Raw genomic sequence first — 25,480 nt, 5'->3', positions numbered from 1 at the left:
GCTCACGACCAGTCGGGGGAGTACGGCCGGTTGAACGCGTCCGGCCGGAAGGGGATGAACCGGGCCGGTCCGAGGTCGAAGGACTCCGCGACCCGGTTCATCCGGGCCGGAGTCTCCCGGCCGTGCCACGCGCCGGTGTCGAGCCGGTGCAGCAGCAGGTCCGCTGCCGCGACGCGCTCGGCGTCGGTGAACCCGCAGTGGGTCGGCGCCTCGACGTACGTCTGGCGCAGGAGGTGCGCGTTGCCTGCCCGGGTGACCTCGTCCTGATACTCGCTCTGCTGGGCGACCGTCGAGATCTGGTCGCCGATGTTGCTCATCGTCACGACCGGCACGCTGATCCGGCCGTCGAACTCGGTCCCGAGCGCGAAGCGCTCCACGGCGGCGGGATCGGCGCTGATCCGGTCGGCGTCGTCGACCGTCGAGACGTCGGCCGCGAGCGACAGCCCGGCCTGCCGGTAGAGCCGGGAGACCACTCGGCGTGCCTCCGGCGAGGCGCCGGCGAGCTGCTCGGCGTAGTCGACGCCGGTGTTCCACGACGGGTTGCCGCCGACCAGGGCCTCGAAGGTCCGTCGGCTGCTCATCGCCTGGCCGATGTAGGGGAGCGAGTCGGCGGCCAGGGCGCCGTACCAACCCCGCTGGTACGCCTCGGTGTCCCGGGGTTCGGGCCGCGGCTCCGACTCGGACCATGCCGGCAGCTGGCCGATGGTGGCGGCCAGCGCGATCCGGGCGCGCCCGGCGGGAGTCCGCTGAGCCTCGGCGAGGCGCTGCTGCCAGGCCGCGATCGACCCCTTGACGTCCTCCGGGATCCCGATGACCGGCAGGGTGCCGGCGGGATCGAGCAGCGTCGAGAGGACGAAGACGGTGTCCAGCTTCTGGTTCCACTGCGAGACGGTGCCGGACAGCCCGCCGCACATCGAGACGACACCGTCGATCGCGTCCGGGTAGTGCTGGGCGACGCCTGCGGCGACGAACCCGCCCATCGAGCTGCCCATCGTGATCCGCCGGTCGGCCTCGCCGGCGGCGTCCTCGAACCGGTCCAGCGCCTCCACCTGGTTGGCGAGGGCGCCGGGAATGTTCCATCCCGTCACGGTGCGGGTCGTGCCGCCGTACGCCGCGCCCTGCTCGACCAGACGCTCGGCCGTCGGGGAGGCGGTGGCCGAGCCGGCGAAGTCGAGGTCGACGAAGACGGTGCCGTTCCAGTCGTCCGGGACGAGGAAGCGGTAGGGCGTCGAGTCGTCGAGATGTCCGCTGATCACGGTGGTCTCCTTCGCTGCCATGGCGGGGGTGCCGACGGCCAGCAGCGCCGGCGCCGCCACGACCGCAGCGACCGCTGCGGCGATCGTGGTTCTCGGTCTTGCGTGCAGGTTCATCACAGCTCACTTTCCTGGTGGGGGCGTACGTCGAGGCGGCTCTCGCCACGACGAAGGGCATGGAGGGCGACGGCGAACGCGCAGGTCAGAGCCACCGCGGCCCCCGTCAGCAGCGACACCCGTCCGGAGGTGCGGTCGATGACCCAGCCGCTGATCAGGCCACCGAACGGGGCCATCCCGACGTTGCCCAGCATCATCAGGGCCATCACGCGGCCGACCGCCCGTGCCGGTGCCGCGGCCTGGGCGACCGCGTTGATGACCGCGGTGTAGAAGCCGAAGCCGAGGCCGAGCACGGGGGCGAGCGCGAGGAAGACCGCGAGCGTGCCGGGCAGCGCGCTGGTGAAAAGGGTGGCGCCGAGCAGTGCGCAGCCCGCGGCGAGCGTCGCCGTCGACACCCTGGGCAGCGCGGTCGCGACCAGGCCTCCGGCCACGGCGCCGACGGCGTTGAGGGCGTGGTTGAGGCCGACGCTCGTCGCCGATCCGTCGAAGGTCAGCGTCACCACGGAGGTGAGGACGATGTTCAGGTTGAGCGCCAGCAGCGCGATCACGGCGTTGACGACCAGGAGAAGCCGTAGCGACGGATCCGCCAGGAGCCCTCCGACCCGGCCGGTCCCGAGGTCGAGGTGCCGCACCGGAGGGTCCTCGTGAGGACGTACGAAGAGCAGCAGGACCCACACGAGCACGAAGGAGGCGGCGTTCGCCAGCAGGCACACGACCGGGCCGGCCGCCTGGAACAGCAGCCCGGCCAGGCCGGGCCCGATCGAGCGCCCGGCCGCCACCGCGATCGTGCTCAGCGACACCGCCCGGCCGAGCCGGTCCGCGCTCACCAGCGACCGGATGATCGCCTGGGCGGCGACGCGCTCGAAGGCGTTCACCGCTCCGAGGCACGCGACCAGGCCGTAGATCACGAGCAGGCTCGGAGCATCTGCCGAGACCGCGACGGCGAGCAGCGAGACCACGACGGCCGACAGCGCTGCCCCGATCAGCAGGACGGCTCGCGAGCTGACCCGGTCGACGATCCGGCCCGCATGGATGCTGAGCAGCAGGATCGGCAGGAACTGCGCGAAGGTCACGCCGCCGAGGGCCTGGGCGCTGCCGGTCGCATCGAGCACCACCAGCGACAGAGCGAGATTCTGGAACCAGGTGCCGACGTTCGTGACCACCTGCCCGACGAAGTATCGGCGGAAGTCCGGCTGGGCGAGCGGAGACAGGATCCCGGCGTACGTCATCAGGTCAGTCCCTCGCGGGCACCCGATCGCGCAGGAAGTCGGCGATCCGTTCCGGGATCCGGGCCGCGCCGCTCGAGCGTGAGTCGGCGTTGTTGGCGCGGATCTCCAGCACGGGGATGCCCTCGGCCTCCAGGGCCTCGGAGATGAACCGGCCGCCCGGGGTGTCGTCGGCGACGAGGTGCACGACGCCGTCGACGCCGTGGGCCAGGGCCTCCTTGACGTACCACTGCGCCGACCACGGCGGCACGTAGAGCAGGTCGGTCAGACCGACGAACCGGGCCGCGAGCGCCCGCAGCGGGTCGGGGCCGTAGCGGACGTAGCCGTCCGCCGCGATGGCCAGGTACATCGACCACACGAACACCGCGCCGAACTCCTCGTGGAACCGCTGGTAGAGGTCGAGGTCGGACCAGAGGCCACGACCGATCCACATCAGCCGCCGCCGCTCCCCGGGACAGACGACGACACCGTCGTCGACCCGCCGGGCCACCTCGTCGTGCAGCCGGCGAGCCGCATCGACGGCCCACTGCGTGCCGCGGTGCCACTGCGGGACCATCACCGCCGGCATCGTGTCGTTGACCAGGACCGGTGCCGGCCGGGCGGTGGCGAGCAGGTCGCGCGTGCGCCGGTTCCACTCGGCCTGCTCGTTGGCCAGCCGCATGATCTCCGCGAAGCGGTCCTCGTCGAAGGCGCGTCCGGTGCGCTCCTCCAGCCAGCCGATCAGATCCTCGATCTCGCTCTGCAGGAGATCGAGGCGGTCGGTGCCGAACGCCGCGTCCCACTCGTACGGCACCAGGTCCCACCATCGCGGCGGCACCGGGTCGGCCGCGGTGCGCGAGAGCAGGTACGTCTCGGTCCCGGGTCGGCGGCCCCACTGCTCGAAGATCTTGTGGGTCACGTCGCCATGGCTGTCCGCGATCGCGAACGCCGGGTCGGGCAGCCCGCCCCACGGCTGCTGCTCGATCGGCAGCATCTGGGCGCCGAGCGGCATGGCGTCGTACTGCTGGCTGTGGTCCGGCAGGCCGGTGTCGGCCAGCAGGCGCATGCTCGCAGGCCCGAGGCGCTTGGCGGAGATGATCGAGGCCCACCACTGGTTGACCACGTACGGCACGTCGAACGCGCGCAGCACCTCGTGCGGCGCATCCGCGTTGACGAGCGCGATCGGGTCGCCCGCGCGGGCGCGTCGCGCCGTCTCGGTGAACCACTGCTTCTGGTGCTGCGTCGCGGCGCGGGCCGCTTCGAGCCGGCTCATGCGTGGATCCCTCCTGCTGTGGATGCGAGCCCGGCCCGGATCTCGGCAAGACCCTCCTGGGCCGCGGTGACCGGGTCCTCGGCGGACCGGATGCGGGTGCGAGCCACGAGCGGGACCCCGCGGCGACCGAGCGCCAGCCGCTGGTCGGGCAGATCCCAGGCCGGGGCGTCGTCGTGCTCGCGCACCAGCGCCAGCACCGCTCGTGCCCGGGTCCGCTCGGCGCAGGTGGCGGTGTACGCCGCTCGTGCGGCGGCCAGGCCACGCGTGGCCGCGGCCGGGCGGGCGAGGTGCGCGGCCGCCAACCCGTCGATCACCTCGTCGACGGTGGGTGCCTCGACCGCGGCACCGAGCCAGGCCAGGTCGCCGGTGTCGTGGTCCTCGCCGACCACGACGACGTCCCCGGTGCGCTCCAGGGCGTCGTAGACGCCGGGGTCGGGATGGTTGCTCCCGGTCACGAAGACGGGTGTCGCGCCCGGTGCGGTCGGAGCCTGGGCCTCGGTCACCACGGCGACCGCCTCCTCGGGCGGCATGGTGGCCGCGGCGCGGTAGATCCGCAGAGCCGCCGAGCCCGCGCAGCCGCCGGACCGGCGACGTTCGCGCATCGTCTCGAGCGCACGTCCCAGAGCCAGCTCCCGCTCGGCCGCGCGGTGGAGCGACCCGAGGTCGGCGCGCCGGCCTGTGACCTGTTCGCAGAACTCGAGCAGACGGGCGTACTGCCTGCCCACGAACCGCCGGGCCGCCGGGCTGTCCAGGCGGGGAGCGTCGACGAGGTGGACCGGGAAGGGCAGGCGCCCGCGCCGGGCGAGCATGCGCAGGACGTAGAAGATGCGGAGGTGGGTCTGCGAGTCATGGCAGACCAGCAGCCCGGCGAGATCGTCGTGCCGGCCGGACAACAGGTCGTCCAGGACCCGCCCGGTGGCGGCGTCGACGGTGCCCAGCAGCTCGGCGGTCTCGGCGGAGACGGGTTCGTGCCAGGACCCGAGCAGACGCTGCGGCACGGCGCCCGCGGCGAGCACGAGCTGGCGGGGGACGTCGTCGCCGACGATGCCGATCCGGGGCTCCGCGCCGGAACCGGTCACAGGACACCGGCTTCGCGAAGCTTCTCGACCCGGTCGGCGTCGTAGCCGAGCAGGTCGCCGAGCACGCTCTCGGTGTGCTCGCCCAGGCCCGGAGCCGGAGCGGTGATGTCGACCTGGCTGCGGGAGAAGACCATCGGGATCCCGCTGCCGTAGAGGCCCTCGTGGTGCCCGAACTTCGGGTGCACGAGCGGCGTGACCTCGCCGCGCCCCGTCACGAGCTCGTCGCGGACCGCCTGAGCCGTGTCGCGCACCGGAGCGACCGGCACCGAGCTGGCCTCGAGCGCGGCGAGAGCCGACTCCAGAGTGCGTCCGGCCGCCCAGTCGCCGATCATCCGATGCAGGAGGTCGGCGTTGGCGACGCGGGCGTCCCGGGTGCCGAACAGCTCCGAGTCGGCCAGGTCCGCCTGACCGATCGCGGCGAGGACGCCGCTCGCGAAGGCATCGGTCGGGGCACAGATGGCGAACCAGCCGTCCTGTGCGCGGAAGGTGCCGAAGGGAGCGAGCCGGGGCACGAGCGAACCCGTACGCAGCGGGAAGCCGACCGACTCCAGGGCATCGAACGGCTCGCAGGCGACCAGCGAGGTGAGGCTGCCGAGCATGGAGACGTCGACGTGCTGCCCTTCGCCCGTACGCTCGGCGTGGAGGACGGCGGCGAGGGTGCCGATGACCGCGAACAGCGGGGCGACCAGGTCACCGATCGGCAGCCCGAACCGCACGGGCGGGTCACCGGGCTCGCCCGCGGTCATCATCACACCGCTGAGCGCCTGGATGATCGTGTCCATCGCCTTGCCGTCGCCCGCCACGCCCTGGGCGCCGAAGCCGCTGATCGAGGTGTAGACGACGCGGTCGTTGACCGCCCGGACGGCCGCGTAGTCGATGCCGAGCCGTTCGGTCACCCCAGCGCTGTAGTTCTCGACGACGATGTCGGCGTTGCGGACGAGGTCGAGGAAGACCTGCCTGCTCTCCGGCTGCTTCAGGTTGAGCGTGATGCTCTCCTTGCCGCGGCCACGCGACAGCATCGACACCGACATGTCGTCCGGCGAGGAGCGCCGCAACCGCAGCCCGTCGGCGGTCAGGTAGGGCGAGTTGTTGCGGGAGGAGTCGCCGCCCCTCGTGGGGTTCTCCACCTTGATCACCCGCGCGCCGAGGCCGGCGAGCAGCAGTGTCGCGTACGGGCCGGCGAGCGCTGTCGTCAGATCGATGACGGTCTTTCCGGCCAAAGGTCCCGAACTCATGTCACACCTCGGCTTCTCAGGGTTCCTGGCATTCAATATCAAGCAACTTGATATCACGGAGATTCGTGAGTCCACAAGACAATGGCCCTCGAAAGTCTTTATCGCCGTGCAGGAGCGTCTTTCGACAAATTTGTGCGCAGGTATTGACAGGATCCCTGACTGATGCTGATATCAAGTCACATGAGAAGTGCTGTACGTCACATGACCGGCGGCACGACTGGATCACGACCGAACTGGAGTGCACCATGCAGGTAAGGACGACTGCCTCACTCGTCTCGATCGCCCTCGCCGGAGTCCTTCTCGCGGGCTGCGCCGAGAGCGCCGCCGAGGAGTCGGGCGCGGCGTCGGGGAAGGTGGACACCGACGCCCCGCTCTACGACGCGCTGCCGAAGGGCGTCCAGGACGCCGGGGAGCTGGTGGTCGTGGGCGATGCGCACCCGCCCTATCGCACCGTCGAGAAGGACGGCGAGATCACCGGCATCGACCCCGACATGTGGAAGGTCCTGGGCGAGCAGCTCGGCGTACCCGTCCGGATGGAGGTCGCCCAGTCCATGCCCAGCATCCTGACCGGGATGCAGTCCGGTCGGTGGTCGGCCTGGAACGGGCCGGTGCAGGCGAACCCGGAACGCGAGGCTGCCTTCGACGCCATCACCTGGCTGCAGACCCGCACGACGTACGTCTTCCCGAAGGAGAACGCCGATGGGCTCGCCGGCGACGAGGCGCCGTGCGGCCAGACCATCGCGATCGTGGGCGGCAGCATCACCGAGAGCGAGGTCGACAAGCTCAACACCTGGTGCGCCGAGCAGGGCGAGCCCGCCAACGAGCGCGCCGACTACGCGGACACCAACGCCACGCTCCTGGCGGTGAAGAGCGGCCGGGCGGACTTCGCCGGGATGACCGAGACGGCCGCGCTCGACGTGACGGCCGCGGACGAGACCTACGACTACGTCACCCAGACCGACGAGCAGGGCTCGGGCGTGAGCCTGCTGGCGCTGCTGACGCCGAAGGGCAGCGGCCTGGGAGAGACGCTGTACGAGGCGTTCCAGAACATCTTCGACAACGGCGACTACCAGCAGGTGCTGGAGAAGTGGGGACTGGAGCCGGTCGCCGTCGAGAAGCCGCTGATCAACCCGACCACGAAGCGTGAGCCCTCATGACGGTGGCTGACACGCTCATCGCGCAGCCCGGTTCGGCGCGACCCGACGCGGCGACCGCTCGGCCGAGGTTCCGGCCGGGGCGGCTGGCGTCCGTGGTGGCGCTCGCGGTCGCCGCCGTTCTGGTCCTGCTGTGGGCGGCGACCAATCCCCGGTTCGAGTGGGCCGTCGTCGCCAACCTCATGTTCGACCCGTCGGTGATGTCCGGGCTGGCGATGACCCTCCTCCTCACCGTCGTCTGCATGGCGCTCGGCACGGCCATCGGCACCGCGGCGGCCGCCGGTCAGCTGAGCGACTTCGGCCCCATCAGGTGGACCTGCCAGCTCTACGTCGGTCTGCTGCGGGGCGTACCTCCGCTCGTGCAGCTGATCTTCTGGTTCAACCTCGCCTACCTCGTGCCGCGGCTCTCGGTCGGGTTCGCGTCCTGGTCCGTCAACGACCTCATCACGCCGCTGACCGCCGCGATCATCGGCCTCAGCCTGCACGAGAGCGCCTACATGGCCGAGATCATCCGGGCGGGGATCATGTCGGTCGACGACGGACAGCGCGACGCGGCCCGGGCGATGGGCTACTCGGGGCGTCAGACGTTCTGGAAGGTGGTCTTCCCGCAGGCCCTGCGGGTGATCGTGCCGCCGTCGGGGAGCCAGTTCATCGCGCTGCTCAAGGGCACCTCCCTGGTCAGCGTGATCACCCTGACCGACCTCCTCTACTCCGTCCAGATCATCTACGGCCGGACCTACCAGGTCGTGCCGCTGCTCATCGTGGCCGTGATCTGGTACCTCGTCGTCGTCACGCTGCTGACCCTCGTGCAGCGCCGTATCGAGAGGCGGCTCGGCCGCGGCTACGACCGGTCCACGTCCGCCCGCGCCCGCTCCCTGGAAGGGGATCCCGCATGACACAGGCACCGACGGAACCCGTGATCCGGGTCCAGGGTCTCCGCAAGCACTACGGCGACAAGGTGGCGCTCGACGGCGTCGATCTCGAGGTGAACGAGCAGGAGGTCGTCGCCGTGCTGGGGCCGTCGGGCTCGGGCAAGTCGACCCTGGTGCGATGCATCCATCAGCTCGAGACCATCGAGGGCGGTGCCATGTTCCTCGACGGCGAGCTGCTCGGCTACGAGGCGCACCGCGGCGGTCACCGCACGCTGAGCGAGAGCCGGGTGTGCGTGCAGCGCCGGCGGATGGGCATGGTCTTCCAGCAGTTCAACCTGTTCCCGCACTGGACCGTGCTCAAGAACATCACCGAGCCGGCCGTCTCCGTCCATGGTCAGACCCGACGGCAGGCCGAGGAGCGCGCCCGCCACCTCCTCGAGCGGGTCGGGCTCTCCGACAAGGCCGACGCCCACCCGCGCCACCTCTCCGGTGGTCAGCAGCAGCGGGTGGCCATCGCCCGGGCGGTCGCCACCCGGCCTCGAGTGGTGCTGTTCGACGAGCCGACCAGCGCCCTCGACCCGGAGCTGGTCGGGGAGGTGCTCCAGGTCATGAAGGACCTCGCCGAGACCGGGATGACGATGGTCGTGGTCACGCACGAGATGGAGTTCGCCCGCGACGTCGCCGACCGCTGCGTCTTCATGGCCGAGGGCAAGGTCGTCGAAGAGGGGCCCTCGGACCGGTTCTTCTCCGATCCCCGCAGCGAGCGGCTGCGCGCGTTCCTGTCCCGCTACTCCGGCGAGCGCCGCCCGCCGGTCGACCTCGAGAAGGTGTCGTCATGACCGTACGCATCGCCGCAGTCGGCGACATCGTGCTGCAGCAGCCCGAGACCGAGAAGCTCTTCGGCCCCAGCTCGGCGCTCCTGCGCGCCGCCGACGTAGCCATCGGCCAGATCGAGGTGCCGCACACGACCTCGACCGAGACGACCGGCATCACCGTCCCGTCGCCCCCGGCCGAGCCGGAGGCGCTCCGCGCGATGGCGCAGGCCGGCTTCACCATCGGCACGACCGCGGGCAACCACGCCTTCGACCTCGGTACGAAGGGCGTCATCGACACGATCGAGTCGGCCGCCGCGTACGGGATCGCGACGACGGGCACCGGTGCGAACCTCGGCGCCGCGGCCACCCCGGTGGTGACGTCCGTCCGGGGCCGCACGGTCGGTGTGCTCAGCTACAACTGCGTGGGCCCGCGGGAGTCGTGGGCGACGAGCCTCAAGGCCGGTGCGGCGTACGTCAAGGTGATCACCCACTACGAGCTCGACGACGCCAACCCGGGCAATCCGCCGACCGTCTACACGTTCTGCGACAAGACGTCCCTGCGGGCGATGACCGACCAGATCGCCGCGCTGGCCGACCGCGTCGACGTCGTCGTGGTGGCCCTCCACAAGGGGATCGGCCACACGCCGGCGGTCATCGCCGACTACGAGTTCGAGGTCGCCAGGGCGGCCGTCGACGCAGGCGCCGACCTGGTGGTCGGCCACCACGCGCACATCATGCGCGGCATCGAGATCTATCGGGGCGCTGCGATCTTCCACGGGCTCGGCAACTTCGTCACCGTCACCGACGCGTTGACCCCGGACGCCGACAACGACTCCGAGGAGCTGCGCGCCTGGGCGAAGCGGCGCCGGGAGCTGTACGGCTTCGAGCCCGACCCCACCATGCCGGCGTACCCGTTCCATCCGGAGAGCCGCAACACGGCGATCGCGGTGATCGACGTCGACGAGGACGGTCGTGTGCGGCCCTCCTTCGTCCCGTGCTGGATCGACGAGGAGGCGCGGCCGACCCCGCTGGCGCAGGGCGAGGGCGACGCCGTGGTCGCCTACATCGAGGGCATCTCCCGGACGGCCGGGCTGACGACCGGGTTCCGCTGGGCGGACGACGGGAAGGTGGTGGTCGTGTCCTGATCTCCGCCGCCCGGAAATCGCCTCGTGGGAGACTCGGATCCCGATCGTGCTCCCGCACTCGCCCTGATGTGAAAGTGGTTCACCCGATGTCTGAAGAGCCAGCGGCCACGCCGCGCCCCGCGGCGCCCGTCGGACCGGAGCGGCTTCCCACGGCGGCGTTCTCGCGGATCGAGTACGTCTCCCAGCGGCTCGCGCGCGCACTCCAGCGGGCGACCGAGCTGATCGCGGCGAGGCAGTCGATCTCGGTCTCGGAATACCGCATGCTCCTGATCCTGAGCGACCACGTACCGAGGTCGAACGCCGATCTCGCGCGGCTGATGTTCGTCTCCTCCCAGGCCGCCCACCTCGTGCTGTCCGACCTGGTCTCGCGCGGCCTCGTCGAGCGGACCCCGCACCCCGACAACCGGCGGATCAGGCTGGCGCGCCTCACCGAGGAGGGGCTCGCGAAGCTCAACGCCTGTCTGGCCGAGATGATCGTCGTCGAGGACCGCATCTATGCGGGGATGCCGGCTGCCGAGCGGGGGCTCCTGCTCTCCTCGCTCCACCACGCGGCCGAGGTGCTGGCCGGTGGCTACTTCGGTGACGAGGAGACCGAGCGAGAAGCGGTTCGGCTGCGCGCCGGGCAGCGCGGGGATCGCTGAGGCCACCTGGATCGGGCTGGTCGAGGGGGCTCGCTTCGAGGAGCGGGTTGACGGGCGTGATGCGCGTCACTCACAATTGCCAGGAATCCTGATAAACAGGAATCCTGAATGGAGCCCCCACATGACCCTCACCTCCGGCGGCAGCACGACCGGTCCACGCACGCAGATGGGCCGGATCGTCGCCAGCAGCTTCACGGGCAGCTTGATCGAGTACTACGACTTCCTGCTCTACTCCACCGCCTCGGCCGTGGTGTTCAACGAGGTCTTCTTCTCCAACCTCGACCCGGTGACCGGCACGATCGCGTCCTTCGGCACCTTCGCCGCCGGCTATCTGGCGCGCCCTCTCGGCGGCGTGGTCTTCGGCCACTTCGGGGACCGCCTCGGCCGCAAGAAGATGCTGGTCCTGACCATGCTGATCATGGGTGTGGTCAGCTTCCTGATCGGCTGCCTGCCGACGTACGGCCAGATCGGTGCGGCCGCGCCGGTCCTCCTGGTCCTGCTCCGGGTCGTCCAGGGTGTCGCGATCGGTGGCGAGTGGGGTGGCGCGGTGCTGATCACGGCCGAGCACGCCACGTCCCGGCGTGGGCTGTGGGCCTCGTTCACCAACGCCGGCGCTCCGGCGGGCATGGTCCTCTCGACCGCGGTGATGGCGGTGATGGCCTCGGTCACCACGCCCGAGCAGTTCACCGCCTGGGGCTGGCGGGTGCCGTTCCTGCTCAGCATCGTGCTGCTCGCGGTCGGCCTGTGGATCCGCCTCAGCGTGACCGAGTCGCCTGCCTTCGAGGCCATGAAGGAGAAGAAGGCCGAGGTGCGTACGCCGCTGCTCGACGTCCTCCGCAACCACCCGCGTACGCTCCTGCTGGCCGTCGGTGTCGGGCTCGGTGCCTTCGTCGTGCAGGGCACGTTGACCACCTTCTTGATCTCGTACGCCCTCGGCGCCGGCTTCGAGCGCCCCACGGTGCTCAACGCGCTGACGGTCTCCTCGGCCGGTGCGGTCATCGGCATCATCGGCTGGTCCGCGCTCACCGACCGGGTCGGGCGACGACCTGTGGTGCTCACCGCCGCCGTGGCCACCGCGGCCTTCGCCTACCTCCTCTTCCCGATGCTCGACAGCGGGTCGGTCGCGCTGCTGGTGCTCGCGGTGGTCCTCGGCCAGTCGGTCATCCACGCCGCGTTCTACGGCCCGCTGGCCGCGCTGATGAGCGAGGTCTTCAAGACCTCCTCGCGCTACACCGGTGCCTCGCTGGGCTACCAGCTCGCCGGCATGGGCGCGGGGCTCTCCCCGCTGCTCTTCGCCTCGTTGCAGAAGGCCGGCGCGAGCACCGTCATGCTCTCCACGGTCATCGCAGCCTTCTGCCTGCTGAGCGTGTTCTCCCTGGTCCGCCTGGGAGAGACCAGCACCCGGGAGCTAGCCGACGCCTGACCCCAGCCCCGCCGAGAGGTCAGTTTCTGATGGCGAGGGGTCAACTTTTGGGCTCGACGAGTCGGTTCTTGACCGCCAGAGGTCAGAAATCGGCTTGTGGTGGTCAAGAACTGACCTTTGAGGGCCAGGAACTGACCTCTCGGCGCCAATAACTGACCTCTCGCGGTCAGAAATCGACTCCTCGGCGGGATGGATCAGCCGGTTCGGGCCGGCCGCCGGGCGGCGAGGTAGGCCGCGGGCATGCCCGGGCCGGGTCGCACCGCGACCTGATCCGGCGGGATCTGCCCGTGCTGCTCGCACCGGGCCTCGACGTGGACCGGCTCGCCGCAGTCGGCGTGCAGGTAGTCGATGGGCCGCCCGTCGGGGGCGAACCAGGTGTCGCCCCACTCGGTGAGGGCGATCAGCGCCGGCCGCAGGCCCTGGGCCATCGCGGTGGGCCGGTAGTCGCCGGCGTCGTCGCGCGTCATCAGGCCGGCCTCGACGAGCGTGGCCAGGCGCGTCTTCAGGATGTTGGTCGCGATGCCGAGGTTGTGCTGGAAGTCTCCGTAGCGCGTCACGCCGGCGAAGATCGCGTCCCGCAGGATCAGCAGGGTCCAGCGCTCTCCCACGATCTCCAGGGATCGGGCGATGGAGCAGATCTGGCCGTCGTACGTCTTTCCGAGCACGAGGACGACTCTAACAAACCGCTTGCATGATGAAAGTGGGGGTGTCTACGGTAAGGCTTGCATGATGCAAGTCACTTCCGATTCGTAGGAGACAGCCATGAGCGACCTGACCGCGACCTTCACCGTCGACGCCACACCTCAGCAGGCGTACGAGGCCATCAACGACGTACGTTCCTGGTGGGGGCACCACATCGCCGGGCCCACCGACCAGGTCGGTGCCGAGTGGTTCTACCTGGTGCCGGACATCCACTACTCCAAGCAGCTCGTCTCGGAGCTGGTTCCCGGCGAACGCGTCGTGTGGGAGTTCACCGACGGCTACCTCGACTTCATCGCCGACAAGAAGGAGTGGGTCGGCACGACCGGCCGCTTCGACATCGCCCGCGATGGCGGTCAGACCCGCGTGACCTTCACCCACGAGGGACTCGGGCGCGGGGACGAGTGCTTCGACGTCTGCTACGACGCCTGGACCCACTACATCACCGTCAGCCTCAAGGGCCGGATCGAGTCCGGCGAGGGCACCATCCGGACCCAGGACGAGGACAAGGCCGCCGTGGGCCGCTAGGTCGTTGTCCGGCAGGTGCCACGCGTCGGCCTGGTATTACTGAAACATGCTGAAGACCTGGCTCGGCCGCGGTCGGCTGGCGTTGTACGTCGCCGCGACCGTGCTCGGGATCGTGGAGGCAGCGGTCCTGGCCACCGACCCCTACGAGGTCGCGGGCGGGGTCGCGCTGCTACTCGGGGCCACGCATGCTGCCGCGATCCCGTTGGCGCTCCGGCGTCCGGTGGAGGCGGCCGGGCTCTCGCTGGTCGCGGTCACCGTGGCTGCGCTGGCGGTGGCGCGGCAGAGCCCGGAAGGCTGGCCGTGGATGGTGCCGCCGCCGACGCTGACCCAGCTGCTGGTGCTGGTGGTGCTGACCCTGGTCGCCGGGTGGCGGCTGGCCGCGATCACCCTGGGCATCCAGGTCGCTGTCGGAGTCGTCCTGGCGGTGGTCGGGCTGGCCTGGAACGACCTCGTCCCCTCGCTGATCGAGGTGGCCAACTTCGCGTCGCTCGCGCTGCTGCTGGGCGCTCTCGCCACGGTCGCCAGGCGGCTCTCCGAGTCGCGCAGCGCACTGCGCGAGGAGCACGAGCGCCGCTCGGTCGTCGAGGAGAAGGCGCGCATCGCCCGCGAGCTGCACGACGTGATCGCCCACAACATGTCGCTGATCACCGTGCAGGCCAGGTCGGCTCCGCACCGGGTCGACGACGTCAGCCCGGCGGCGGAGGCGGAGTTCGCCGAGATCGCCGACCTGGCGGCCTCGGCGTTGCGGCAGATGCGCGGGGTGCTCGACGTGCTGCGTACGGAGGAGGGGCAGTCGGGCCGGGTCCCGGTGCCGGGCATCGACGGGCTCGGTGACCTCTTCGAGTCCGCTCGTGGGACCGGGCAGCGGGTCGAGGTGAGCGGTGACCTTCCCGAGCCGACCGACGTGGCCCCGGAGGTCGGCACCGCGGCGTACCGGATCGTGCAGGAGGCGCTCAGCAACGCCCGCCGCCATGCGCCGGCCGAGCCGGTCAGTGTCGATCTGGCCGTGGGGGAGCAGGGCCTCGAGATCCGGGTCACCAACACCCTCGACGGCGCCGCTCCGGCCACCGCCACCGAGTCCGCCGGGGGTCACGGGCTGATCGGGATGCGCGAGCGTGCGAGCGCCGTCGGCGGCAGTGTGACCGCCGGAGCCCGCGACGGCGACGAGTTCGTCGTCGAGGCACGGCTCCCGGCCGAAACGGCCGTGCGCACCGCCCCCGAACCCGGTAGGAAGAACCCGTGACGGTGAAGATCGTGGTCGTCGACGACCAGGAGATGGTGCGCTCGGGCTTCGTGGCGCTGCTCAGCACGCAGCCCGACATCGAGGTCGTCGGCACCGCCGCGGACGGCTCCGAGGCGTTGCAGGTGGTGCGGCGTACGCATCCCGACGTGGTGCTGATGGACGTCCGGATGCCGGTGATGGACGGGATCGAGGCGCTCCGCCAGCTCTCCGAGAACCCGGCCACCGCGCAGACCAAGGTGGTCATGCTGACCACGTTCGACGCCGACGAGTACGTCCACGAGTCGCTGCGCCTCGGCGCCAGCGGGTTCCTCCTCAAGGACGCCTCGCCCGACGAGCTCGCCTCCGCGATCCGCGTGGTCCATGCGGGTGAGGCGCTGCTGTCGCCGTCGGTGACCCGGCAGGTGATCGCCCAGTTCGCCCGCGCCCCGCGCCGCCGGAAGGCCGACCCGCGCCTCAAGCAGCTCACCGAGCGCGAGCGCGAGGTGCTCGAGAACATCGCCCGCGGCAGCTCCAACAGCGAGATCGCCGCCGAGCTCTTCCTCGCCGAGCAGACCGTGAAGACCCACGTCAGCCGCATCCTCGGCAAGCTGGGCCTGCGCGACCGCGCCCAGGCCGTCGTCTTCGCCTACGAGAGCGGCCTGGTCGCTCCGCACGTCTAGCCTGCTCGAGCCTCAGGGGCATCCCGGACTACCCCGGTAGGGGGTCGAATGGCTCCCGGGAGTGACGCGCGGGCCGACACCTGATTCCTACCGTCACGGCCATGACAGTTGTGACGCCGCTCAGGTACGGCCTCAACGAGGCCGACGGAACCATCGGACCCCGCCTCCTCGCCTGCGACCCGCCCGGAGGGGCGCGGGTCGTGGAGGTCTTCGGGGACGCCGCCACCGCCGACCACATCGCCGTCGTCGTGCCCGGCAACGGGCACCACCTCGGCAACTACTTCACCAGCACCGAGGCCCACTCTCCGCGCTCCCGGGGGCAGCTGCTGCTGCGTACGATGCACCGGATCGCGCCCGAGAGCCGGTCGGCCGTCGTGGTCTGGCTGGGCTACCACTCGCCGCCGGAGTGGTACCACGCGATCACCAACGTCCCCGCCTACGCCGGGGCGCAAGACCTGGCGAACCTGACCCACTACCTGCCGCGCGCCGCGCACCTCACCCTCGTCGGGCACAGCTACGGCTCGACCGTCGCCGGCCTCGCTCTCGCCAGCGCCCGCGCCGAGGACTACGTGGCGCTGGGCAGCGCCGGGATGGGTGTGGTGCGGCGCTCCGAGCTGGGCACCGCCACCCGGCTCTGGGCCGCGTACGGCGAGACCGACCGGATCCGGCTGGTCCCGCGGGTGCGGGTCGGGCGTCTCGGTCTCGGTCGCGGCCCGCTCGAGCTCGGCGCGACCAGGTTCGGGACCGGCGACATCCCCGGCCACTGCGGCTACTACGCCGAGGGCAGCGAGTCGCTGCTCAACATCGCTCGGATCGCCCTGGGCCGCTACGACGAGGTGACGAACGCGTTGGCCTCGACACGCAGTCGTTCGTCCCTCACGACGTCGGCTCGACCGACAGAACTGGAGACAGCAGCATGATCACCGACGAACCCGCCATCTGGACCCAGGGGCTCCGCAAGAGCTACCCCGGCCGCGGTGCCGCCCTGGACGGCATCGACCTGGCCGTCCCGGCCGGCACGGTCCACGGCCTGCTCGGCCCGAACGGAGCCGGCAAGACCACGACCGTACGCATCCTGGCCACCCTCGCCAGCTTCGACTCGGGCCAGGCCTGGGTCGCCGGCCGCAACGTCGCCCGCGACCGCGCCGGCGTGCGCGCACGGATCGGCATCGCCGGTCAGTACGCCGCCGTCGACGGCGTCCTGAGCGGGCGCCAGAACCTGGAGATGTTCGCCCGGCTCTACCGGATGCGGGCCCGGGAAGCCCGTGCCCGAAGCGATGAGCTGCTGGAGCGGTTCGACCTCGTCGAGGCCGCCGACCGCCCGGTGCGCGGCTACTCCGGTGGCATGCGCCGGCGGCTCGACCTGGCCGTCAGCCTGATCCGCAGCCCTCGGGTGCTGTTCCTCGACGAGCCGACCACCGGGCTGGACCCGCGCAGCCGGATCGAGGTCTGGGACGCCGTCCGCGAGCTGGCCGACTCCGGCACGACCGTGCTGCTCACCACGCAATATCTGGAGGAGGCCGACCGGCTGTGCTCACGCATCACGATGGTCGACCGCGGCCGGGTCGTCGCCGAGGGGACGCCCGCCGAGCTCAAGTCGAGCGTCGGCGGCCGCGACCTCGACGAGGCGTTCCTGCTGATCACCGAGGGGGCCTGAGATGACTGTGTCCATTTCTGGGGCCATGACCGAAACCACCGTCCACGGATCACGCATCACGTGGGCGGCGGTCGACACCTGGGTCGTGGCCAAGCGCCACCTCCTCCATCTCGTACGCCGCCCCGACGAGCTCCTCGGCACCCTGATGATCCCGGTGATGGCGGTGGCCATGTTCGGCTTCGTCTTCGGCGAGGCCTTCGGGGTCGCGATGGACGTGCCGGGGGCGGAGTACCGCGAGTTCCTGCTTCCCGGCCTCTTTGCGCTCACCATGGCCTTCGGCATCGGCAACACCACGATCTCGGTCGCCGAGGACGTACGCGGCGGGGTGCTGGACCGGATGCGATCCCTCCCGATGTCGCCGGTCGCGGTGCTGGCCGGGCGCGCCCTGGCCGACGTGATCCTGGCCGTGGTCGAGCTCAGCATCCTGCTGGCGCTCGGCACCCTGTTCGGCTGGCAGGCCCACCTCGGGCTCGGCGCGGTGATCGCCGCGCTCGGGCTCCTGGTCCTGCTCAGGATGGCCTTCTCCTGGGTCGGCATCCTGCTCGGCCTGCTGGTCAGCGGCCCGGAGGCGGCGATGAAGTACTTCGCGCTCGTCTTCCCGCTCGCCATGGTCGCCGACACGATCGTGCCGACCGACCTGATGCCGGGCTGGCTCGCCCTCCCCGCCGAGTGGAACCCGCTCTCCTCGACCGTCATCGCCACCCGCGAGCTCTTCGGCAACACCGCCGGCCCGGCCACCACCTGGGTCGGCGAGCACGCCCTCACCATGGCCGTCCTCTGGCCGGTCGCCATCATCGGCATCTGCCTCCCGCTGGCGATGGCCCGGCTGCGCCGGCTGGGGCGGTGACGAGGATGACCACGCTCCCGAGCCAGGCGCACCGTCAGGTCAACGCCTACACCGAGCTGATGAGCCGCGTCCGGCAGGAGGGACTCCTGGCGCGGTCGCCGAGGACGTACGCCCGGCGGGCGGCCCTCCTCGGCGCCGGCTTCGCGCTCGCGCTGATCGCCCTGCTCGCCCTCGGACAGACCTGGTGGCAGCTGCTGGTCGCGGTGGCCTTCGGGGTCCTGTTCACCCAGACGGCGTTCCTGTCCCACGACGGCGCCCACCGCCAGATCTTCGCCTCGGGCCCGAAGAACGAGTGGGCCTCCCGCATCCTGGGCAACCTGGTCGTCGGGCTGAGCTACGGCTGGTGGATGCGCAAGCACACGCGCCACCACGCCAACCCGAACAAGGTCGACGCCGACGAGGACATCCGCCCCTCGGTCCTGCTGTTCACCCCCGAGGACGTCGAGCGACGCACAGGTCTGAAGCGGTGGCTGACCGCCCGTCAGGGATGGCTGTTCTTCCCGCTGCTGACCCTCGAAGGCGTCAACCTCCACCTCGGTGCCGTCCGCACCGTGATCACGGACCGAGACCTCAAGCATCGGCGTACAGAAGCAGCGCTCCTGGCAGCGCGGCTGATCGGCTGGCCGGTGCTGGTCTGCTCGGTGCTGGGCCTCGGCCTCGGCGTGGCGTTCCTGGCCGTGCAGCTCGCCGTCTTCGGTGTCTACATGGGCGCCAGCTTCGCCCCCAACCACAAGGGCATGCCGCTGGTCCCGCGCGACACCAGGATCGACTTCCTCTCCCGCCAGGTCCTGACCTCGCGCAACATCCGCGGCGGGCGCTGGGTCGACTGGCTCATGGGTGGCCTGAACCTGCAGATCGAGCACCACCTCTTCCCGAGCATGCCGAGCAGCAGCCTCCGCCGCGCCCAGCCCCTGGTCCGCGCCTACTGCGCCGAGCAGGGCGTCCCCTACACCGAGGCCGGTCTCCTGGAGTCGTACGCCATCGTCGTCCGCCACCTCAACCGCGTCGGTCTCGGCGACCGCGACCCCTTCGCCTGCCCGTTCGTCGTGGTCAACCGGACGGGCTGACCGTGCGGTCGGACATCGCCCATCGTGGGTGAGGGGGCGATCCCGGCGTCCAGCTACCGTGCTGACGGAGTCCAGGGCCGAGTCCCGGGGAGAGGAACCGCATGCCGTCCGTTGCCGAGTCACTGCTCTGGATCTCGATCGTCGCCGTCGTCGCTCCCATCACCGCTGGCTTGATCCCACGCCGCCTGGTCCCGGAGGTCGTCCTTCTCCTCGGACTCGGAATGCTGATCGGGCCGTTCGGGCTCGCCTTGGCCGTCGAAGGCCCACCCATCGAGCTGCTGAGCGAGCTCGGTCTGGGCATGCTGTTCCTTCTGGCCGGCTTCGAGATCAAACCTGCAGAGCTGATCGGGCGGGCCGGGCGACGCGCGGGTCTGACCTGGGTGATCTGTCTCGGCCTGGCGTTCGCCCTCACCGCCTTGCTGGCCGCGGCGGGGGTGGTTGACGGAGAAGTGGCCCTGGCCATCGCCCTGACGTCGACCGCCCTGGGAACCCTGCTGCCGATCCTCAAGGACTCCGGCATGACCACAGGACGTGTGGGCGAGTCGGTCCTGCGCCACGGTGCGTACGGTGAGCTCGGGCCTGTCGTGGCCATGGCACTGCTTCTGGGCAGCCGCGGCGCGACGTCATCGCTCCTGATCCTGCTGCTCTTCGCCGCGGTGGCTCTCCTGCTGACGATCCCGTCGCTTCGGCTGCGCGGTGGCAGCTCGTGGTTGCTCGTGCACATTCGTCACGGGGCGGAGTCGACCAGTCAAACCCCCCTTCGGCTGACACTCCTGCTGCTGGTCACCCTCAGCTTCGTCGCGCACGAACTCGACCTGGACATCGTGCTCGCTGCGTTCGCAGCCGGCTTCATCCTTCGGCTGGCCCTCCCCGACGGCGACGAGAGGTTCGAGGCGCGGCTCGAGGGCATCGCCTTCGGACTGCTGGTGCCCGTGTTCTTCGTGACCTCGGGAATGGCGATCGACCCACGAGCCATCGGGCGCAACCCCGGAGCCTTCGTGGCCGTGCTTGCGCTCATCCTGCTCGCCCGCGCCCTTCCCGTGTTCATCTCCAGCCGGTTTCTCGGGCCACCGCAGGACCGCTTCGACACCCGCGACGGCGCCGCGGTGGCGCTCTTCGCCGCCACCGGGCTGCCCATCATCGTCGCGGTGACCTCGGTCTCGGTGTCATCGGGTGAGATGTCGACCGAGAGCGCCTCGGTGCTCGTAGGCGCCGGCGCCACCACCGTGCTCCTGCTGCCCATGCTCGCGACTGCGCTGTTGCGCAGCTCCCAGCCACGCGATCGTCGTCCGGCACCTCAACGGCCTGGGCCTCGGCGACCGGGCGACGACGGGTAGGGGATTCCTTCATCGAGCTGCGGCCATTGCCACTGGAGCCGGGTGCCCGGGCTTCCTACCGTGAGGGCATGACGAGCACTCTCGAAGCAGACACGATCGCCGCCCTCCTCCGCCGGGTGGATGCCCTGGAGTCGGAGGCGGCGATCCGTCGGCTGGAGGCGCGCTACATGTTCCTGTGCGACACCCCCTGCCCCGAGTTCGGCGTCGACGACGATGCTCGCCGGATCGACCTGATCATGGACCTCTACGCCGAGGACGCGGTCTGGGAGGGCGTCGGGGAGTACTACGACGGCCAGTTCGGCAAGGCCGAGGGAAAGGCCGCGATCCGTGCGCACTTCGAGAGGTTCTGGGGAGAGAAGCAGGACCCGGCCCTGCTGCTCAACGCGCATTACCTGACTTCCGAGCAGATCCATGTCGACGGTGACGAGGCCGAGGGGCAGTGGATCCACATGCAGCCGTGGCTCTTCTCCGACGGCCGGGCGATGCTCCGCTCGAGCCGGCTGAACAACGCCTTCCGCCGCGTCGACGGCACCTGGCTGATCACCCGGACCCGCACCGAGAACGTCTTCATCGCCCCGCTCGCGCCGGGCTGGGCCGAGTCCTACCCGTCGACGTCGGTGCTGATGAAGCCCTGAGGTTCGCTCAGACGTCCACCTGGTGCAGGAGCACGTCGCGCACCAGCGTGCCGAGGCTGTCGGACTCCGTCTTCGCCTTGATCCGGGCCCGGTGGACGTCGACCGTCTTGACGCTGGTGCCCAGCGCCCGGGCGATGTGCTGGCTGGGCAGGCCGTCGATGACCAGGCGCAGGACCTCGAGCTCGCGAGGCGTGAGCTGGTCGACCCGGGCCTGCACATCGCGGCGTACGGCATCGGCGGCGAACCGCTTGCTCGCCTCGAGCAGCTGCTCCTGGACGACGTCGAGCATCTGCTGGGAGTCGTACGGCTTCTCGAGGAAGTCGACGGCGCCGTGCTGCATCGCCCGCACGGACATGGGGACGTCGCCGTGCGCCGAGCAGAAGATGACCGGTGCGGGGTAGTGCTGCTGGCGGAGCCTCTCCTGCAGCTGGAAGCCGCTGACACCGGGCATCCTGACATCGACGATGAGGACCGCCGGCTCGGTCGGGTCGTACTCCTCCAGGAACGTCGTGGCGTCGGGATACGTCAGCGCCTCGATGCCGACGGTCTCCAGCAGGAAGACCAGCGACTGACGCAGGTCGTGGTCGTCATCGACGATGTGGACCACGGGATGACGCGTGACGGTGATGTCCGGCCGGGGGAGTTCGCTGACGCTCATCGGTGCCGCCTTGCTGGTGGGGATGGTCGCCGACGATACGTCGTCGCTGTTTCCCGTCGGTTTCGTCATCGTGTTCCACCCGTCCTCGCGGTGTGACCCGGGCCATGTGCCCAAGGATCAGGACACCAGGCTTTGCTCGACAGTGCACGCCCCGGCGAGAAGCGACCCCTCGCCGCGGCTGCTGCCGACCACCTGGATGCCCAGCGGCAGGCCTGCGCGGTCTCGGAGCCCGGGCACGGTCACGACGGGCAGGCCGAGCGCCTGCCACGGCCGGCTCAGGACCGGGTCGCCGGTCGCGCCGAGCCCGCGGGGAGCAGGACCGGGCGCCGCGGCGCCGACGATGACGTCGTAGGACCTGAGGAGCTCGGCGATCCGCTCGCGCCCCCGCGCGACGAGGCCGAGGGCCGCCTCGTAGTCGCTCCGACCCGTCTCGGCACCCGTACGCAGCAGGCCGGCCAGGGGCGCGGACAGGCGGTCCGCGGCGGCCAGCTCGGTGGCCCGCTCCCGGGCGGCCTCGTACGCCATCACGACCGGATGTGCCAGGGCGAGGTCGGCGACGAGCTGCTCCTCGGGGAAGTCGTCGACGCGGGCGCCGCCCGCCTCCAGCCCGGCTCGGGTGGTGTCGAGCGCGTCCCGCATCGCCGGGTCGAGGACGCCGAGCGGCGCCGCCGACCAGAGCAGCACCCGCAGCGGCTCGCCGCGATCCCGGGCACCCGGGTGGGCGACGTCGGGTTCGCCACTCAGCGCGGACCAGGCCAGGGCGAGGTCGCCGACGGTCGCGGCGTACACCCCGTGGCTGTCGAGGCTCTCGCTCAGCCCGGTGACGCCGTCGACGGGGAAGCGGCCGTGGCTCATCACCAACGCCGCGACCCCGCAGTACGCCGCCGGGCGGGTCACCGAGCCTGCGGTCTGGGAGCCCAGGGCGAGCGGCACCTGACCGGCGCCGACGGCCGCCGCGGAGCCGCTGGAGGAGCCGCCCGGGGTGTGGTCGGTGGCGACCGGGTTGGCCGTGGGGCCGGGGGAGAAGAAGGCGAACTCGGTGGTCACGGTCTTGCCGACCGGCACTGCGCCGGCCCGGCGCCAGGCGGAGACGATCGCCGCGTCCTTCTCGGCGGGTGCGGCGTTCGCGCGCAGCCCGGAGCCGCATCTGGTCGGCAGGCCGGCGACGTCGATGATGTCCTTGACGCCCAGGGGAACGCCGGTCAGCGGCGCGGCCCCGGTGCCCGGGCCCTGCTCCGCTCGGACGACCCAGGCGTTGAGCTCGGGCTCGGTCGCCGCGATCCGGTCGGCGGAGCGCGCCATCGCCTCCGCCGGCGTGGTGGTGCCGCTGCTGAGCTCGTCGACGAGCTCGCGCAGCGACCAGGGCTGCCACAGCGACGTACTCATGCCTCACCCCAGCTGGCGTCGGCGGTCCAGTAGTCCATCCCGCTCGCGGAGACGTCGTGGCGCCACTCGGAGGTGCGCCGCAGGGTCGGCTCGACCTCGGCGGTGATCTCGTCGGCGACCTCGGGCCCGTCGCCGGGGACCTGCCAGTGCACCCAGTTGAGCTCGTGGCCGGAGGCGTCGTGGACGAAGAGGTCCACGTGCTGCCAGCCGTACCCGTGCGTATCGGTGTAGCACATCAGCGTCATGCGCGCGCCCGGCACGGACATCAGCGCTCTCGAGGTGCTCATGCGGACAGCTCGGTGGGGTGCAGCGTGTGGAAGCGACGCTGGAAGTAGACCAGGCCTCCGGTGTCCGCACGGCTCTCGACGGCGTCGACCTCGACGAAGAGCACGGTGTGGGAGCCGTGGGAACGGTGGTCCGCGACCCGGCCGATGACAGCGGCGACGGCTTCGCGCAGCACGGGGACGCCGTGAGCGGCGTGCTCCCACTCCGGCGCCGAGAGCCGGTCGCTCATCGAGAGGTCGCTGGCACCGGCGAACTGCATCGCGATCGGCTCGTGCTCGGCGGCGAGCACGTTGATGGCGACGCGCTTGTTCTCCACGAAGAAGTCGTGGGTGTAGCTGGACCGGTTGACGCAGACCAGCATCGTCGGCGGGCTGTCGGTGACCGAGCACGCCGCACTGACGGTGATGCCGGCCGGTCCGCGCGGGCCGTCGGTGGTGACGATGTTGACCGCTGCCGAAAGATTCGACATCGCGGCTCGGAAGGCGCGCTGCGTCGGGGTCAGCTCGGGACGGGTCGGGGTGGACAACCTGGGCCTCCTACCGGGTCGGGTACCTCGACCGTAGGCAGTCTCGCGCCGCCGGGGAATCGAGAGTTCCTCGACGAACGATGAGGATTTCCCCTACGCCGGTGCGGCTACGCGCGCGGTAGCGTGAAGGCGAATCGGGTGCCACCGCCCTCGCGTGGCTCCGCCCAGATCATGCCGTGCTGGCGCGTGATGATGCGGTAGCTCAGGGCCAGCCCGATCCCGCTGCCGCGCTCCTTGGAGGTGAACGACTCCGCGAACGGGTCCTGGGTCAGGCCGCGCCCACGGTCCTCCACGGTCACCATCCCCGAGGTCTTCCCGTCGTACGTCGCGGTGCCGGTGCTGATCCGGAGCACTCGGCCGCCGGGGGCGCACTGGCTCAGCTCGTCGACGGCGTTGAAGCAGAGGTTGAGCACCACCTGTCCCGTCAGGACCCGCTCGCAGCGTACGGGAACCGGGTCGGGGGAGAGGTCGACCTCGACCTCGATCCTGGCCGAGTCCGCCCGCAGAGCGACGAAGTAGAGGCACTCCTCGATCACGTCGTTGAGGTCCACGCGGCCCGAGACCTGCTCCAGATGGCCGACATAGGAGCGTACGGAGCTGACGATGGTCGCCGCCCGCTCGATCTGGCGTTCGGCGCCGTCCAGCCCGAAGTCGAGCATCTCGGCGGCCCCGGCGACCTCGGCACAGCCCTCGAGCGTCCGCGCCCGGGCGCGGACGCCGGCCAGGAAGTTGTTGGCCGCGGCCAGGGGCTGACCCAGCTCGTGGGCTATCGCCATCGCCATGTCGCCCATCGCGTTGTAGCGGGCCAGGTAGTTCTCCTGGTCATAGGCCTGTTCGGCCCGCACCCGCTCGGAGATGTCGTAGACGGTGAGGACGAACTCGGCGACCCCGGGCTGGTGCATGCGTTCCAGGGTTCCGCCCAGCCAGGCGGAACGGGACGGGCCGGCTCCGGCGCGGTGCCGCAACCGCAGCCGCACGGTCGCGATCGGGTCGGCGGCGCCGACCGCTGCCGGCCAGCCGGTGCGCTCGCGGTCGCCCCGCCGGTCGATCTGGACGGTGGCGACACCGTCCAGACGGTGTCCGGCCATGTCGGCGCGGGAGACCCCGAACTGGGCGAGCGCCTGGTCGGTCACGTGCTGGACGACGCCGTCCGGGCTCAGCACGACGACCCCGGCGGCCGTGTGACGGCTCAGCGTCTCGACGTACGCCGTGGTCTGCCGCAGCTCCCGCTCGACCGCCTGCTCGCGCTCGATGTCGCGGAACTGCACCATCACGGCCGGGCCCTGGGCGAGCTCGACACGGGTGGCGACGGCCTCGGACGGGATCACCCGGCCGGTGCTCGAGCGGTAGTGCCACTCGATCTTGCTCTGGCCGTTCTCGACCGCCTCGTGCAGCCACGCCCTGCCGACCACCCGGTCGTACTCCTGGGCGGGGCTGCTCATGTGGTCCGCCTTGAGGGGGCGCAGCTCGGTGACGCTCCAGCCGAGCAGCTCGCACGCGGCGGGGTTGGCCCAGATGATGTCCTTCGTCGCCGCGTCGTGGACCAGCACGCACAGCGAGGTGGCGTCCATCATCGCGATGAAGTCGGTGTGGACCAGCTCCGGCACCTGCGGATCGACCTGCATCTGGTCAGGATAGGTCGCCGCCTGGGACGCGGGCGCTGAAGAAATCCCCTACGCGGGGCAGTGACGCCCCCTCATCCGGGCCCGGGCATTCCCAATTCCCGCCACGCGGAGAGCCT

Annotated in this window: 26 protein-coding genes; 15 read left to right on the top strand and 11 right to left on the bottom strand. The window is 70.9% G+C overall.

Translation table 11 applies throughout. From position 1 onward, the window contains the following. Positions 1-2 precede the first annotated feature (2 nt). The 5 genes from ACZ6WN_RS10920 to ACZ6WN_RS10900 are packed head-to-tail and all read right to left on the bottom strand — an operon-like array spanning position 3 to position 6,162. Positions 3-1,370, bottom strand: a complete 1,368-nt coding sequence (locus tag ACZ6WN_RS10920; protein WP_465864656.1) for an alpha/beta fold hydrolase — start codon at positions 1,368-1,370, stop codon at positions 3-5. Then, positions 1,370-2,599, bottom strand: a complete 1,230-nt coding sequence (locus tag ACZ6WN_RS10915) for an MFS transporter (RefSeq protein WP_465864655.1) — start codon at positions 2,597-2,599, stop codon at positions 1,370-1,372. Before ACZ6WN_RS10915 ends, ACZ6WN_RS10920 begins: the two co-directional genes overlap by 1 nt. A gap of 4 nt (positions 2,600-2,603) precedes the next feature. Further along, on the bottom strand, positions 2,604-3,848 hold the full coding sequence (locus tag ACZ6WN_RS10910; protein WP_465864654.1) for a 2-hydroxyacyl-CoA dehydratase: 1,245 nt from the start codon (positions 3,846-3,848) through the stop codon (positions 2,604-2,606). Then, positions 3,845-4,927, bottom strand: a complete 1,083-nt coding sequence (locus ACZ6WN_RS10905; protein WP_465864653.1) for a 2-hydroxyacyl-CoA dehydratase family protein — start codon at positions 4,925-4,927, stop codon at positions 3,845-3,847. Before ACZ6WN_RS10905 ends, ACZ6WN_RS10910 begins: the two co-directional genes overlap by 4 nt. Further along, entirely contained in the window at positions 4,924-6,162 is a 1,239-nt protein-coding gene (locus tag ACZ6WN_RS10900) for a CaiB/BaiF CoA transferase family protein (RefSeq protein ID WP_465864652.1), read from the bottom strand. Before ACZ6WN_RS10900 ends, ACZ6WN_RS10905 begins: the two co-directional genes overlap by 4 nt. Before the next feature lie 245 nt (positions 6,163-6,407). Between ACZ6WN_RS10900 and ACZ6WN_RS10895 the strand changes: the two genes are divergently transcribed. The 6 genes from ACZ6WN_RS10895 (at position 6,408) to ACZ6WN_RS10870 (ending at position 12,212) form a co-directional block, all read left to right on the top strand. Continuing rightward, entirely contained in the window at positions 6,408-7,319 is a 912-nt protein-coding gene (locus ACZ6WN_RS10895; protein ID WP_465864651.1) for a transporter substrate-binding domain-containing protein, read from the top strand. Continuing rightward, complete coding sequence (locus ACZ6WN_RS10890; protein WP_465864650.1) at positions 7,316-8,212, top strand: amino acid ABC transporter permease; 897 nt, start codon at positions 7,316-7,318, stop codon at positions 8,210-8,212. The genes ACZ6WN_RS10895 and ACZ6WN_RS10890 overlap by 4 nt, the downstream gene beginning before the upstream one ends. Positions 8,213-8,232: 20 nt before the next feature. Continuing rightward, a complete protein-coding gene (locus ACZ6WN_RS10885; protein WP_465864969.1) occupies positions 8,233-9,027 on the top strand; it encodes an amino acid ABC transporter ATP-binding protein in 795 nt (264 codons plus the stop codon). Continuing rightward, positions 9,024-10,148 carry a CapA family protein gene (locus tag ACZ6WN_RS10880; RefSeq protein ID WP_465864649.1) on the top strand — a complete coding sequence of 375 codons (1,125 nt, stop codon included), beginning with the start codon at positions 9,024-9,026 and terminating at the stop codon, positions 10,146-10,148. The genes ACZ6WN_RS10885 and ACZ6WN_RS10880 overlap by 4 nt, the downstream gene beginning before the upstream one ends. Before the next feature lie 86 nt (positions 10,149-10,234). Beyond that, positions 10,235-10,789 (top strand): MarR family winged helix-turn-helix transcriptional regulator, encoded by a 555-nt coding sequence (locus tag ACZ6WN_RS10875; RefSeq protein WP_465864648.1) that lies wholly within the window; start codon positions 10,235-10,237, stop codon positions 10,787-10,789. Between the two features lie 121 nt (positions 10,790-10,910). Continuing rightward, positions 10,911-12,212: an MFS transporter gene (locus ACZ6WN_RS10870; RefSeq protein WP_465864647.1), complete on the top strand. Its 1,302-nt coding sequence runs from the start codon at positions 10,911-10,913 to the stop codon at positions 12,210-12,212. Between the two features lie 194 nt (positions 12,213-12,406). Here the strand turns inward: ACZ6WN_RS10870 and ACZ6WN_RS10865 are convergent, their stop codons facing one another. Then, on the bottom strand, positions 12,407-12,877 hold the full coding sequence (locus ACZ6WN_RS10865; RefSeq protein ID WP_465864646.1) for a winged helix-turn-helix transcriptional regulator: 471 nt from the start codon (positions 12,875-12,877) through the stop codon (positions 12,407-12,409). Between the two features lie 97 nt (positions 12,878-12,974). On the opposite strand from ACZ6WN_RS10865, the gene ACZ6WN_RS10860 reads away from it, so the two are divergent. The 9 genes from ACZ6WN_RS10860 (at position 12,975) to ACZ6WN_RS10820 (ending at position 20,884) form a co-directional block, all read left to right on the top strand. Then, positions 12,975-13,439: an SRPBCC family protein gene (locus tag ACZ6WN_RS10860; RefSeq protein ID WP_465864645.1), complete on the top strand. Its 465-nt coding sequence runs from the start codon at positions 12,975-12,977 to the stop codon at positions 13,437-13,439. A gap of 46 nt (positions 13,440-13,485) precedes the next feature. After that, positions 13,486-14,682, top strand: coding sequence for a sensor histidine kinase (locus ACZ6WN_RS10855; protein WP_465864644.1), 1,197 nt, complete (start codon positions 13,486-13,488; stop codon positions 14,680-14,682). Continuing rightward, a complete protein-coding gene (locus tag ACZ6WN_RS10850) occupies positions 14,679-15,341 on the top strand; it encodes a response regulator (RefSeq protein WP_378816917.1) in 663 nt (220 codons plus the stop codon). Before ACZ6WN_RS10855 ends, ACZ6WN_RS10850 begins: the two co-directional genes overlap by 4 nt. Positions 15,342-15,442: 101 nt before the next feature. Next, positions 15,443-16,261 carry an alpha/beta hydrolase gene (locus ACZ6WN_RS10845; RefSeq protein ID WP_465864643.1) on the top strand — a complete coding sequence of 273 codons (819 nt, stop codon included), beginning with the start codon at positions 15,443-15,445 and terminating at the stop codon, positions 16,259-16,261. Beyond that, positions 16,258-16,998, top strand: a complete 741-nt coding sequence (locus ACZ6WN_RS10840; protein ID WP_465864642.1) for an ABC transporter ATP-binding protein — start codon at positions 16,258-16,260, stop codon at positions 16,996-16,998. The genes ACZ6WN_RS10845 and ACZ6WN_RS10840 overlap by 4 nt, the downstream gene beginning before the upstream one ends. Before the next feature lie 25 nt (positions 16,999-17,023). Then, the gene (locus ACZ6WN_RS10835) at positions 17,024-17,845 is read left to right on the top strand and encodes an ABC transporter permease (RefSeq protein ID WP_465864641.1); all 822 of its coding nucleotides are present in this window, start codon (positions 17,024-17,026) and stop codon (positions 17,843-17,845) included. Positions 17,846-17,850: 5 nt separating this feature from the next. Then, the gene (locus ACZ6WN_RS10830) at positions 17,851-18,912 is read left to right on the top strand and encodes a fatty acid desaturase family protein (protein WP_465864640.1); all 1,062 of its coding nucleotides are present in this window, start codon (positions 17,851-17,853) and stop codon (positions 18,910-18,912) included. A 101-nt stretch (positions 18,913-19,013) separates the two neighbouring features. After that, positions 19,014-20,249 (top strand): cation:proton antiporter, encoded by a 1,236-nt coding sequence (locus tag ACZ6WN_RS10825; RefSeq protein WP_465864639.1) that lies wholly within the window; start codon positions 19,014-19,016, stop codon positions 20,247-20,249. A gap of 68 nt (positions 20,250-20,317) precedes the next feature. Next, entirely contained in the window at positions 20,318-20,884 is a 567-nt protein-coding gene (locus ACZ6WN_RS10820) for a nuclear transport factor 2 family protein (RefSeq protein WP_465864638.1), read from the top strand. Positions 20,885-20,891: 7 nt separating this feature from the next. Here the strand turns inward: ACZ6WN_RS10820 and ACZ6WN_RS10815 are convergent, their stop codons facing one another. From ACZ6WN_RS10815 to ACZ6WN_RS10795, 5 genes are all read right to left on the bottom strand, one after another. Further along, positions 20,892-21,542: a response regulator transcription factor gene (locus ACZ6WN_RS10815; RefSeq protein WP_465864637.1), complete on the bottom strand. Its 651-nt coding sequence runs from the start codon at positions 21,540-21,542 to the stop codon at positions 20,892-20,894. Positions 21,543-21,659: 117 nt separating this feature from the next. Continuing rightward, entirely contained in the window at positions 21,660-22,928 is a 1,269-nt protein-coding gene (locus ACZ6WN_RS10810; protein ID WP_465864636.1) for an amidase, read from the bottom strand. After that, on the bottom strand, positions 22,925-23,215 hold the full coding sequence (locus ACZ6WN_RS10805; RefSeq protein ID WP_465864635.1) for a hypothetical protein: 291 nt from the start codon (positions 23,213-23,215) through the stop codon (positions 22,925-22,927). The genes ACZ6WN_RS10810 and ACZ6WN_RS10805 overlap by 4 nt, the downstream gene beginning before the upstream one ends. Further along, entirely contained in the window at positions 23,212-23,739 is a 528-nt protein-coding gene (locus tag ACZ6WN_RS10800) for a flavin reductase (protein ID WP_465864634.1), read from the bottom strand. The genes ACZ6WN_RS10805 and ACZ6WN_RS10800 overlap by 4 nt, the downstream gene beginning before the upstream one ends. Before the next feature lie 107 nt (positions 23,740-23,846). After that, on the bottom strand, positions 23,847-25,364 hold the full coding sequence (locus tag ACZ6WN_RS10795; RefSeq protein WP_465864633.1) for a PAS domain-containing sensor histidine kinase: 1,518 nt from the start codon (positions 25,362-25,364) through the stop codon (positions 23,847-23,849). Between the last annotated feature and the right edge of the window lie 116 nt (positions 25,365-25,480).

Source organism: Nocardioides sp. NPDC054178 (assembly GCF_055585005.1).
The sequence above is the reverse complement of the archived record's forward strand: the minus strand, read 5'-3'. Positions and strand labels throughout refer to the sequence as shown.